Source organism: Psychromonas arctica, assembly GCF_036697365.1.
Lineage (GTDB): Bacteria > Pseudomonadota > Gammaproteobacteria > Enterobacterales > Psychromonadaceae > Psychromonas > Psychromonas arctica_A.
Genome location: NZ_JBAHZA010000005.1, coordinates 140,230 through 152,546 on the forward strand (window position 1 = coordinate 140,230; position 12,317 = coordinate 152,546).

At 37.8% G+C, this 12,317-nt stretch carries 10 protein-coding genes; 2 read left to right on the forward strand and 8 right to left on the reverse strand.

The window, feature by feature from the left end; all coding sequences use genetic code 11:
- Positions 1-174: 174 nt before the first annotated feature.
- Positions 175-807: a LysE family translocator gene (locus tag V5290_RS07450; protein ID WP_333383506.1), complete on the forward strand. Its 633-nt coding sequence runs from the start codon at positions 175-177 to the stop codon at positions 805-807.
- Between the two features lie 634 nt (positions 808-1,441).
- Here the strand turns inward: V5290_RS07450 and eno are convergent.
- The 7 genes from eno to mazG all read right to left on the reverse strand — a co-directional run bounded on the left by eno (position 1,442) and on the right by mazG (position 9,229).
- A complete protein-coding gene (eno, locus tag V5290_RS07455) occupies positions 1,442-2,740 on the reverse strand; it encodes a phosphopyruvate hydratase (RefSeq protein ID WP_290039944.1) in 1,299 nt (432 codons plus the stop codon).
- 122 nt (positions 2,741-2,862) lie between these two features.
- Positions 2,863-4,500 carry a CTP synthase gene (locus V5290_RS07460; protein WP_333383509.1) on the reverse strand — a complete coding sequence of 546 codons (1,638 nt, stop codon included), beginning with the start codon at positions 4,498-4,500 and terminating at the stop codon, positions 2,863-2,865.
- A 408-nt stretch (positions 4,501-4,908) separates the two neighbouring features.
- The gene (locus V5290_RS07465; RefSeq protein WP_290039946.1) at positions 4,909-5,631 is read right to left on the reverse strand and encodes an amino acid ABC transporter ATP-binding protein; all 723 of its coding nucleotides are present in this window, start codon (positions 5,629-5,631) and stop codon (positions 4,909-4,911) included.
- Positions 5,628-6,278 (reverse strand): amino acid ABC transporter permease, encoded by a 651-nt coding sequence (locus tag V5290_RS07470; protein ID WP_333383513.1) that lies wholly within the window; start codon positions 6,276-6,278, stop codon positions 5,628-5,630. Before V5290_RS07470 ends, V5290_RS07465 begins: the two co-directional genes overlap by 4 nt.
- Positions 6,278-6,949, reverse strand: a complete 672-nt coding sequence (locus V5290_RS07475; protein ID WP_333383515.1) for an amino acid ABC transporter permease — start codon at positions 6,947-6,949, stop codon at positions 6,278-6,280. Before V5290_RS07475 ends, V5290_RS07470 begins: the two co-directional genes overlap by 1 nt.
- Positions 6,950-7,153: 204 nt before the next feature.
- Complete coding sequence (locus tag V5290_RS07480) at positions 7,154-7,981, reverse strand: transporter substrate-binding domain-containing protein (protein WP_290039949.1); 828 nt, start codon at positions 7,979-7,981, stop codon at positions 7,154-7,156.
- Between the two features lie 432 nt (positions 7,982-8,413).
- The gene (gene mazG / locus V5290_RS07485; protein ID WP_333383522.1) at positions 8,414-9,229 is read right to left on the reverse strand and encodes a nucleoside triphosphate pyrophosphohydrolase; all 816 of its coding nucleotides are present in this window, start codon (positions 9,227-9,229) and stop codon (positions 8,414-8,416) included.
- Between the two features lie 366 nt (positions 9,230-9,595).
- On the opposite strand from mazG, the gene V5290_RS07490 reads away from it, so the two are divergent.
- Positions 9,596-10,984: an L-cystine transporter gene (locus V5290_RS07490; protein WP_333383524.1), complete on the forward strand. Its 1,389-nt coding sequence runs from the start codon at positions 9,596-9,598 to the stop codon at positions 10,982-10,984.
- Between the two features lie 74 nt (positions 10,985-11,058).
- On the opposite strand, the gene V5290_RS07495 is transcribed toward V5290_RS07490, so the two are convergent.
- Positions 11,059-12,285 carry a cysteine desulfurase gene (locus V5290_RS07495; RefSeq protein WP_333383526.1) on the reverse strand — a complete coding sequence of 409 codons (1,227 nt, stop codon included), beginning with the start codon at positions 12,283-12,285 and terminating at the stop codon, positions 11,059-11,061.
- Positions 12,286-12,317 lie beyond the last annotated feature (32 nt).

The following is a 12,317-nucleotide window of genomic DNA, read 5'->3' on the forward strand; positions in this document are numbered from 1 at the left end:
TGAGTTGCCTCAATAAGATACGATTTAACGATAGTTACAACTTAATATTATAGTTTTAGTGTATTTGTAGTGCTACAGTGATTTTGGCCACCTAGTTAATATGGACATGAGTCACTACAAAAGTCGCTACGCGACTTCAATGATAAAATAAATGTAATAGGGAATTTATAAAGCATGAATTACGACACTTTGATAGTTTACCTTTTAGTCTCATTTTTTTACATAATAAGTCCTGGTCCTGCGATATTTTTGGCCGTTTATAATGGTGCAGTTAATGGTTTAAGATGTGTCACCGCCTCTGCCTTTGGTAATATTATCGGTTTAATGTTACTTTCTATACTTTCGATCAGTGGCTTGAGTGCAATTTTATTAGCTTCATCAACTGTATTTATGATTGTTAAAAGTATTGGAGTTATCTACCTAATCTATTTAGGGATTAAACAAATTCGTACTAGCAATAGCCTCAAAGTAAAAAAATCAGGAGAAGTCACTCATCAAATAAAAGGCCTTTTCTCATATTTTAAAGAAGGTTTTTTTGTCTCTGTCACTAACCCCAAACCTATTATATTTTTTACAGCTTTGTTTCCTCAATTTCTCAATACTGACCAGCCAATTTTCAGCCAATTCGTAATCATGACGTTAATATTTATGTTTTTCTCATTTCTATCTTTATCCACCTATGGATATTTAGCAAACCGAGCGAAAGGATTTTTATCTAACGTCAATAATGTGAAATGGTTCCATCGTATCAGTGGAGGGTTATTTATAGGGATGGGGATTAGTATTTTGGCTATTAAAGCTAATTAATCATCAAGTTAAAATAATACCGATTACATTAATATGTTGTAGGTATTATTGGTTGGCCGTAATTAATAAAAAGTAACAACAAGATTAGAGTTGCTTAATATTCTTTATTAAAATAGTAGCTAAAAAAAATCCCCACCGAAGTGAGGATTTAAATCTTAAAAATCAGAATTACTGACCTTTAACTGCTTTAAGGCTGAAGTTATGGGGGTGCTTTGCATCTGTAATTGCACCAAATAACAAGCAAAAAAATCCCCACCGAAGTGAGAATTTAAATCTTAAAATTTAAAAATCATATTCTATTTAAAGAATTACTGACCTTTAACTTCTTTAAGACTGAAGTTATGAGGTGCTATGCACCAGTCAAATTACTGACTTTTAACTTCTTTAAGACCGTTGTAAGGTGCTTTTGAACCTAGCGCTTCTTCGATACGTAGAAGTTGGTTGCCCGTAGTTAATAAAGAGTAGCAATACGATCAGAACGGCTTAATGCTCTTTCACCAAATAATAGGCAAAAAAAATCCCCACCGAAGTGAGGATTTAAATCTTAAAATTTAAAAATCATATTCTATTTAAAGAATTACTGACCTTTAACTTCTTTAAGACTGAAGTTATGAGGTGCTATGCACCAGTCAAATTACTGACCTTTAACTTCTTTAAGACCGTTGTAAGGTGCTTTTGAACCTAGCGCTTCTTCGATACGTAGAAGTTGGTTGTACTTAGCAACACGATCAGAACGGCTTAAAGAACCAGTTTTGATTTGGCCAGCAGCTGTACCAACGGCTAGGTCTGCGATAGTTGCATCTTCAGTTTCACCTGAACGGTGAGAGATAACAACAGTGAAACCAGCATCTTTAGCCATTTTGATTGCAGCTAAAGTTTCAGTTAAAGAACCGATTTGGTTGAATTTGATTAAGATTGAGTTAGCAATACCGTTGTCGATACCACGCTTAAGAATCTTAGTGTTTGTTACGAATAGATCGTCACCAACCAATTGGATTTTATCACCCATTAGTTTAGTTTGGTGTGCGAAACCATCCCAGTCAGACTCGTCAAGACCATCTTCGATAGAAACGATTGGGTACTGTTCAGTAAGATCTTTAAGGAAGAAGTTGAACTCTTCTGAAGTGAATTTTTTGCCTTCACCTTTAAGGTCGTAGATGTTTGCTTCTTTGTCGTAGAACTCAGACGCAGCACAGTCCATCGCTAATGTGATGTCTTTACCTAGCTCGTAACCAGCGTTTGCAACAGCAACTTTGATTGCAGCAAGTGCAGCTTCGTTAGAAGCAAGGTTTGGAGCGAAACCACCTTCATCACCAACAGCTGTTGAATGACCGTCAGCTTTAAGTACTTTAGCAAGGCTATGGAATACTTCAGCACCCATACGTAGGCCTTCACGGAAGTTAGCAGCGCCAACAGGTTGGATCATAAATTCTTGGATGTCTACAGAGTTATCTGCGTGCTCACCACCATTGATGATGTTCATCATTGGAAGAGGCATAGAGTAAACACCAGAAGTACCGTTTAGATCAGCAATGTGAGCGTATAGAGGTACTTTTTTAGAGATTGCAGCAGCTTTAGCAGCAGCTAGAGAAACAGCTAGGATAGCGTTTGCGCCGAATTTAGCTTTGTTTTCTGTTCCGTCTAGGTCGATCATGATTTGGTCAAGCTCAGCTTGTGCTAGTGCATCTTTACCAGCTAGTGCTTCAGCGATTGGACCGTTTACAGCTTCAACAGCTTTAAGTACACCTTTACCTAGGTAACGAGCTTTGTCGCCGTCACGTAATTCAAGTGCTTCACGAGAACCAGTAGATGCGCCAGATGGAGCAGCAGCCATACCGATAGAACCGTCTGCTAGATGAACTTCAGCTTCTACAGTTGGGTTACCACGTGAATCCATGATTTCACGACCAAGTACTTTAACGATGTTTGACATGATTTTTCCTTTGTTTTAATAAAAATAAATTTTAAAAATTCTTCATTACAAGCTGTGATTTGTGACCACAGCCTTTTAATGTGTAATTTTTTAACAAACTAATGCGATCGGGTCAACAAAAACTATGAAAAACGACCTTGTTGATGATCTATCGCAGCTTTTATAAACCCTTTAAATAAAGGATGACCATCGCGTGGTGTTGATGTGAATTCCGGATGGAATTGCGCAGCAACAAACCAAGGATGATTTGGGTTTTCAATGATTTCTACTAGTTTCTTATCTTCTGATAAACCAGTGATCTGTAAACCCGCTTTCTTAATTGCTGGTAATAGGTTGTTATTTACTTCATAACGATGACGGTGGCGCTCAAATATTTCCTTGCTACCGTACATTTCCAATACTTTAGAGTTATCCGCTAAGTGACATTTCTGCGAACCTACTCGCATTGTACCACCTAAGTCAGAATCTTCAGTACGCTGTTCAACTTCACCTGATTTATCAATCCACTCAGTAATTAAACCAACTACTGGGTTTTCAGATTTTTCATCAAATTCTGTTGAGTGTGCATTTTTAAGACCAGCGACATTACGAGCAAACTCAATTAATGCCACTTGCATACCTAAACAAATGCCTAAGTAAGGGATCTTATTTTCACGAGCATATTGTGCAGCAAGGATTTTGCCCTCTACACCACGCTCACCAAATCCACCTGGGATTAAGATTGCATCAACGCCTTCAAGTAGTGATAAACCTTTAATCTCTACATCTTGTGAATCAATATATTTAATCTTCACTGTCGCAGCACTTTTTAAGCCACCGTGTTTCAGTGCTTCATTCACTGATTTGTATGCATCTGGTAATTCAGTGTATTTACCAACCATACCAATAATAACTTCACTGGTTGTATTTGCTTCTTCTGCAACAACCTTTGACCATTCACTTAAGTTAGCTTCAGGACAATCTAAACCAAAACGCTCAACACAGATTTGATCTAAACCCTGTTGTTTTAATAATGCAGGAATTTTATAGATAGAATCTACGTCGCGTAGTGAGATAACTGATTTTTCTTGCACATTACAGAATAATGCAATCTTAGCGCGTTCATTCGCTGGGAAGCTGACTTCACTACGACAAACAAGAATATCTGGTTGAATACCTAAACTGCGCAACTCTTTTACAGAATGTTGTGTTGGTTTAGTTTTAACCTCACCTGCTGTTTTTAGGTAAGGTAATAATGTTAGATGCATAAACATTGCATTTTCACGACCTACTTTTAAACCTAATTGGCGAATGGCTTCAAGGAACGGTTGTGATTCAATATCACCTACAGTCCCACCTAATTCAACGATAGCTACATCATGGCCTTCACCACCAGCGATAACGCGAGCTTGAATTTCATTAGTGATATGTGGAATTACCTGAATAGTCGCGCCAAGGTAATCGCCACGACGCTCTTTTGCTAATACGTCAGAATAGATACGGCCCGTTGTAAAGTTATTACGTTTAGTCATCTTGGTACGAATAAAACGTTCGTAGTGACCTAAGTCAAGATCGGTTTCAGCACCGTCGTCAGTCACAAATACTTCACCGTGCTGAATTGGGCTCATTGTACCCGGGTCAACGTTAATATATGGGTCAAGTTTTAGAATCGTTACGTCTAAACCACGCGCTTCTAAAATTGCTGCAAGAGAGCCTGCTGCAATACCTTTACCAAGTGATGAAACAACACCACCAGTTACGAATATATATTTTGTTGTCATAATAACCCTGAGCCATTAAGAGAAAAGGAGTGTTAATTTTATTCCCCAATAAAAAAATCACACGCTAAAAGAGCCTAACTTGTTAATTATTAAAGTTAAGATTTTTAAAGTGTGACCGCTTTATCAAAATGGAAGAAAATTGAACATTTAGATGGGACAACAGTATAACAAGTACCGCTATCCTCGACAAACGATAAAAGCATTTTAATGCATAAATGGTGTTTTTTTGAGAACAACCCGATCACTGCAATATATAATTGCTATTACTTAACAATATTACTGCTGCACATGTAGTAAATATCATCTTACTACTATCTATTGATATTCTGCTTATTTCATAATGTTTAATCGTTTAAGTTTAGCTAAAAATAAAAAAACGGCGCTAACTGCGCCGTTTTTTTGAAGCGGTTAAAGCACTTTACTTAAGAACTGCTTAGTACGCTCTTTTTGTGGGTTTTCTAGTACTTGTTGCGGTGTCCCCATCTCTTCAATTAAGCCTTTATGGAAGAAAGCTACTTTATCAGAGACTTCTTTAGCAAAAGCTATTTCATGGGTAACACAAATCATAGTCATGCCATCATCACGAAGTAACCTTAGTGTGTCTAATACTTCCCCCACTAACTCTGGATCCAATGCGGAAGTCACTTCATCAAACAACATATACGGTGGATCCATCGCTAACGCTCGAGCTATTGCTAAACGTTGCTGCTGTCCGCCTGACATTTTGGTTGGATACTCATGTAACTTATCTCCTAAACCAACATGGGTAAGCTCCTTCGTTGCTATCTCTTCGGCTTTTTCTTTACTAAAGCCTTTTACCACTTGTGGTGCTAATGCGGCATTTTCTAATACCGTTAAGTGCGGGAAAGAGTTCCATTGTTGGAAGACCATGCCTAAATTTTGTCTTAGTTGGTTTTTATCGGTATTTTTATCATGAACATCCACGCCGTCTACTAATATTTGACCGCCATTAATTGCTTCAATGGCATTAATACAATATAAAAGCGTTGATTTACCACTACCACTAGCACCGATAATACTAACCACTTCACCTTTTTTAACGTCTAGATCAATGCCTTTTAATACTTCTAAATCACCAAAAGATTTATGAACACCTTTGATTTCTATCATCTTGTCATTTTCCTTTCTATGTATTTACCATAAAGCGACAATGGGTAAGAGATCAAAAAATAAAATAACCCTACGCCGACTAAAATCATCACGGCTTGTTGTGAGCGTGATATCAACTGCTCAGCAGTTCTTAACAATTCCATATAACCAATAACAGAGACTAACGCGGAGTCTTTAATAACACTCAGTCCAACGCCTATCCATGATGGTAAGACTGATCTCATGCCAATTGGAATACTGATATGTCGTACTGTTTGCCAATAACTCATGCCGAGTGAACGAGCTGCTTTTTTCGTGGCATGAGGTACATTATCAAAACCACTTCTAAATACCTCGACCATAAACGCCATGGTATATAGTGATAAAATAATTGAACCAGCAACAAACGGATCAAGTGGATAGCCCATTGCACCTATAAAAGTGCTGAATAAGATAAGTTGAATGATTAATGGAACTGACTTTAAAATGTCTAGTACACCGCCTAAACACATATTCACTATCTTGTTACCTTCTGCTCTAGCAAAACCCAGTACCAAACCTAGAATAGTACCAAAGAAGATCGCAACCACAGAGATGTAAACGGTGTTTAATACACCCGTTAGAATGAAGCCTGCATCATTCCAAGAAATAGGAGTAAATAAATTCATTATGATAACTCCCCTTTAAAGACGCGTTTCGACACAAGGTGCGCAGCAAATAATACTAATTTTGCAATAACGTAATACATAGCAGCAGCAACAATAAAGAACTCTAAGGTTCTAAAGGAGCTTGATTGTAAGCGCTGAGTTTCCCCTGACAGATCATTCATCCCTACTAATATCCCCAGTGAGCTCATTAAGATTGACCAGATAAATTGGTTAGTCATTGGATGGTAAATTCGTCTGAACATTTGCGGTAAAATAATATGGCGATATGCTTGTACACGATTCATGCCGAGTGAACGTGCCGCGTTATATTGTGTTGGTGGAATAGATTGAAAACCACCACGAAATGTTTCCGCTAAGTACCCGCCATTAACAAAAACTAAGGCAGCAAAAACCGATAAGTAAGGACTTAAATGGATGCCATAAGCACCTAAGCCAAAGTAAGCCATGTAAATAAGAAATAATGCAGGCGTATTTCTTGAAAGTTCAATCCATACACTTGATAGAAAAGATAAAAATTTAGAGTTAGACATTTTACCTAGCGCCAAAAAAACCGCCGCAACGATCCCCACTAGCATAGATAAAACAGAGACATGTAATGTTGTAAATGCACCGCTTAATAATTGCGGAAAAGCATCCCATACAACATTCCAATGAAAGTTATAACTATCCATATACCCTCTTTAAATAATTCAAACTGCAGTGAGTTAAACTCAAATGCTACTTTGTCCATTACCTGATAAATATTGCGATTATGATCTTGTTTGAATTGTTGATATTACGAAAGTAAAAACGGCCCATTTAAAGGGCTCTCTACCATAAAAGAAAATGGTCTACTTTATTTAAAAAAGTAGACCATTAGATAATGATGTTAGAGTTTATCGGTTTTCAATTAACGCTTTTACCATATCTTCTGATACAGGCGCACCAAAGTGTTTAACGTGTAAATCATTTAATTTACCGTCGCGTACCTGGTGGATTAAGAATAGATTTAAGTAATTGATCCAAGCTAGTTCATCACGCTTAGCAATAATACCCACTACATCATCGTAGTTAGGTACGTAAGGACCAGCAACGAAGTCATCAAATTGGCCAGAAGCTAGTTTAGTAGCGATATTAGTATTGGTTGAAACCAGCGCATCGATTTTACCTTGGTATAACCCTAGGAATGCATCATTCTCTGATTTGAAAGATGTGTAGTTGTCTCTTCCCCAACCTTTTTCATCGGCATAGTTAAAGTACTCTGTTTCGTAAGTAGTACCAATTGCAGCACCGACTTTAACGTTTTTAAGGTCATCAAATGAGTCGATTTTTACGCCTTTTTTAGATAACACTTGGAATTTAAAAACAAAGTAAGGGTAAGTGAAACCAACTGACTTAGCTCGCTCTAGCGTGTCTGAAGTCGAACCGATAACCACATCTGTTTTTGAAGAGATTAAAGAAGGGATTCTGTCTGCCCAAGTTAAATTAATAACGTTAGATTTTACGCCTAATGCTTCTGCTAAATCGTTACAGTAGTCAACGTCGAAACCTGCTGGTTGATTGTCTTTATCAGTGTAGCCCATAGGTGGGAAATCAAGTACAACGCCACAATTTAGCGCGCCTCGCTCAATGACCGTATCTAAGGCATCTGCATTAGCAGTTGATAAAGCACCTAATGCCGCCATTGAAGCAACAACCATCGAGATTTTCTTAACTAACTTCATACTTCCTCCGTGAGTTTTACAAACAAAAAATTTTATACTGGTCAAATCTATTAACAGTGGTTAATGAACTTACTCAGTAATTTGGGTGTCCGAATCTAGTACCCAAATGCGTATTTGCATATTTATTAACATATCATAAATAAATCAGCGATTCTTAGTTGTACAAAACATCAACACCTTTTACCCAACAAATAACACCACAAATGCTATAAGTTATTCACCTATAAATAGACACCTAGAAAATAGAGCTGACATGCAAAGAAGCCTATGCTGATAGGCTCCTAGTTAATTTCATAGGGAGAAAATAAATGAAGAAATTTAAACTGTAATTTGTAATAAAAAATTTATTAAAATAAATTGTAGTAGGGTATAAAAAGCAGCTAATGTGTTTAAAAAACAATCAAAAACCAGCTTATTTGATCTAATTTCCCTCTATTTTGGTAAGTGCTTAATCTCATTCCAAATTGCATCTAACTCGTTCAAAGTGCAATCGCCCATCTCTTTGCCAAGTAATTTTACATGCTCTTCAACACGCTTAAAACGCGTTGAAAACTTGCTATTTGCTTGAGTTAATACTTGCTCTGGGTTTGCTTTAAGATGACGAATAAGATTCACATTAGCAAATAATAAATCACCTAGCTCATCGACAATACGCGCTTTTTGTTGAGTCTCATCTAAATCAGTGCGCTTTACTTCAACCAATACTTCATCAATTTCTTCATGAATTTTAGCAATCACAGGCTCCAACTCAGCCCAATCAAATCCGACGCTAGCAGCGCGTTTTTGAATTTTGTAAGCCCGTGTTAACGCAGGTAATGCTAAAGGAATATTGTCTAAAATGCTTTCTTGTTTATTTTGAGACTGTGCTTTTTTCTGGCGCTCTTTTTCTTTTTCAGCTTCCCAGTTTGCATTGATTTCAGCATCTGTTTTTAACTCTGAAGTAGAAAAAACATGGGGGTGGCGACGGATCAATTTTTCATTCAATACCGCCAAAATGTCATCAAATTCAAATAACTCCTGCTCTTTGGCCATTTGTGCATAGAACACTACTTGGAACAGTAAGTCTCCTAGTTCGCCTTTTAGATCATCAAAGTCTTTATTGGCAATCGCATCAGCCACTTCATAGGCTTCTTCTATAGTATGTGGTACAACGCTATCAAAAGTTTGTTTTAAGTCCCAAGGGCAGCCTGTTTCTGGCGTACGAAGTTGCTGCATAATAGAAAGTAATTGCGTTAAGTTTGCTGACATGAAAGCCCCTCAAAATGATAAAAATAAATTTATTAAGTAATCATATCAACTATATTTATGCCAAGCTTTAACTAAAATAGACAAAAACATAAAGTTTGTTTAACAACCTTAGTGCTAACCTGATAAATGATAAATCCAAAACGCATTACTTTTATTAATGGTTAACTAAACTTTCAACTATGAACTTAACACCAAAAACCTCCTGGTTATTACTTATATTAAAACAGCATAAGCAATGGTTTATCTCACTTTGTTATTTCTTTGCTAGGCGATTAGAATCGCAGCCCATCTCATCTGACTCCCTAGTTAGATGAAAATAAAATCAATCTTATTCATTTCACTCGTATTTATTATTAAGGAAATTCCATGTCAATTGCAGTTATCGCAAACCTTGCGATATTTGTGGCTATTCTATTGTTCCTATTCAAGCAGCAAAGAAAAGCTAGCACCTTATCTCGCCAAGTATTACTTGGGTTAATTCTAGGCAGCACGTTCGGCCTTGTTATTCACTTATTTTATGGTGAGACAAACCCTATCATTAAGCACACTTTAGAATGGGTAAATGTTGTAGGTAGCAGTTATGTTGGGCTGTTAAAAATGGTGATCATGCCATTAGTCTTAGTCTCTATGATTGCAGCAGTAGTAAAGCTTGAAAACTCAGGCTCATTAGGAAAAATTAGTGCATTAACCATTGGTATTTTGTTATTCACTACTATGATTGCAGCGCTGATTGGTATTGTGGTGACACAAACCTTTGGTCTATCAACAGCAGGTCTATCTGAAGGCGTGCGTGAAACTGCACGTATTAGTGTTTTAGAAAACCGATTGGGGAGCGTGGCCGACCTAACAATCCCACAAATGTTAGTTAGCTTTATTCCTACTAACCCTTTTGCAGATTTAACAGGAGCACGTTCTACCTCGATTATTGCAGTAGTAATTTTTGGTATTTTAGTGGGAATTGCAGCTCGTCGTGTCATGCTTGAAAAGCAAGAACTGGAAGCGCCAATTCGTACGTTCATTGAAGCAGCTCAATCAGTAGTAATGCGTTTAGTTAAAATGATCATTGCATTAACGCCTTACGGGATAGCCGCATTAATGGCAAAAGTTGTCGCGACCTCTAGCTTAAGTGATATTTTAAATTTACTAGGCTTTATCGTTGCTTCTTACATTGCTATTTTCTTAATGTTTATCGTACATGGGCTATTAGTTTCATTGGTAGGAGTTAGCCCAGCACAATACTTTAAACGTATTTGGCCTGTACTTACATTTGCCTTTACATCACGTAGCTCTGCAGCCACTATTCCGCTTAATGTTGAAGCACAAATTACTAAGTTAAATGTGCCACCAGCTATTGCTAACTTGTCAGCAACCTTTGGGGCAACGATTGGGCAAAATGGTTGTGCAGGTATTTATCCAGCGATGCTTGCTGTGATGGTAGCGCCAACTATGGGTATTGACCCAATGGAGATTAGCTTTATTGTTTCATTAGTCGCGATTATTGCTATTAGCTCATTTGGTATCGCAGGCGTGGGTGGCGGTGCGACTTTCGCAGCTTTAATTGTATTACCGGCAATGGGTTTACCAGTAACGATAGCAGCTTTGCTTATTTCAATTGAACCTTTAATTGATATGGCACGAACAGCGTTGAACGTGAGTGGAGCAATGACAGCAGGGACAATTACGTCGCGCTTGTTAGGCGATAAAAAAGAGATTAATAAGGCATTTAAATTAAGCCCTAAACAAGTCACAAATTAATCTACTCATAGACAGTAAGACCCCACCACCCGGTATTTTAAGAACACTTAAAGACTAGATGGTGGGATAAAACGTTATTCTTGGAGCATAAGAATAACATTTTTTAATGCCGTAATAAATGCAGCGGCTTCTTCAAGCGTATTGTATATTGAAAACGAAGCTCTAATCGTACCGTTACATTGTAAACTAGACATCAAGGGCATGGCGCAATGTGTCCCACTTCGCACAGCAATCCCTTGCGCATCTAATAACATAGCAATATCGCTATTATGCTCGCCTTTCACCACAAAACTAATCGCTCCAGACTTTTGTGTCTCACTGGCAAACACAGTCACATCAGGTATTTGCATTAGCGCTTGTTGTGTAAAGTTAATAAGTTGTCGTTCATGTTGGTGGCAACGCGCTAAATCTAAACCATTTACAAAATCTAAGGCTACTCCTAGTCCAATCGCCCCTGCAATATTCGGCGTGCCAGCCTCAAACTTAAACGGCAATTGATTATAAGTGGCTTTAGTAAAGGTAACCGTATCAATCATTTCACCGCCGCCTTGCCATGGTGGTAGCGCCTCTAGCAGTGCTTTCTTTCCATACAACACGCCTATTCCCGTCGGACCAAATATTTTATGTCCAGAAAATAGATAAAAATCGCAATCTAATGCTTGCACATCAACGTCGATATGAGCAACAGCTTGCGCGCCATCAATGATTACTTTTGCATCAAACTGATGTGCTAATGCAATCATAGTTTGAATGGGGTTAACAATACCTAAGGCATTCGATACATGAGTGATTGAAACAATTTTAGTACGTTCAGATAGAAGTGTTTTAAACGCATCGATGTCTAAGGTGAATTCAGCAGTCAGCGGAATAACTTTTAATACAGCGCCGGTACGCTGAGCAACCATCTGCCAAGGCACAATATTAGCGTGATGCTCAACAGCGCTTATAATGATCTCATCACCTGCCTGTAATTGTGCAGACATAACATTGGCGATCAGGTTAATTCCCTCAGTAGTACCTTTTGTCCAGATAATCTCTTCAGAATAATGCGCATTAAGAAAGTGCTGTACTTTTAAACGACTGGCTTCAAATAAGCCTGTTGCTTGATTACTCAAAGCATGGCTCGCACGATGTACATTAGCATTACTAGTTTGATAATAGTCACAAATAGCATCAATCACCGACTGTGGTTTTTGGGTGGTCGCGGCGTTATCAAGATACACCAAAGGGTGTTGATTAACTTGTTGCTGTAGAATGGGGAATTGTTTGCGTAGTTGTTCAATGTAGGGAGCTGAACTCAAGGTGATACCTCATAAGATAAAATAACGCATTA

Excerpts from the sequence above, each read along its gene's own strand:
- V5290_RS07490 (WP_333383524.1), top strand. The coding sequence starts at position 9,596 with ATGTCAATTGCAGTTATCGCAAACCTTGCGATATTTGTGGCTATTCTA.
- V5290_RS07460 (WP_333383509.1), bottom strand. The coding sequence starts at position 4,500 with ATGACAACAAAATATATATTCGTAACTGGTGGTGTTGTTTCATCACTT.
- V5290_RS07450 (WP_333383506.1), top strand. The coding sequence starts at position 175 with ATGAATTACGACACTTTGATAGTTTACCTTTTAGTCTCATTTTTTTAC.
- V5290_RS07475 (WP_333383515.1), bottom strand. The coding sequence starts at position 6,949 with ATGGATAGTTATAACTTTCATTGGAATGTTGTATGGGATGCTTTTCCG.
- eno (WP_290039944.1), bottom strand. The coding sequence starts at position 2,740 with ATGTCAAACATCGTTAAAGTACTTGGTCGTGAAATCATGGATTCACGT.
- mazG (WP_333383522.1), bottom strand. The coding sequence starts at position 9,229 with ATGTCAGCAAACTTAACGCAATTACTTTCTATTATGCAGCAACTTCGT.
- V5290_RS07480 (WP_290039949.1), bottom strand. The coding sequence starts at position 7,981 with ATGAAGTTAGTTAAGAAAATCTCGATGGTTGTTGCTTCAATGGCGGCA.
- V5290_RS07470 (WP_333383513.1), bottom strand. The coding sequence starts at position 6,278 with ATGAATTTATTTACTCCTATTTCTTGGAATGATGCAGGCTTCATTCTA.
- V5290_RS07465 (WP_290039946.1), bottom strand. The coding sequence starts at position 5,631 with ATGATAGAAATCAAAGGTGTTCATAAATCTTTTGGTGATTTAGAAGTA.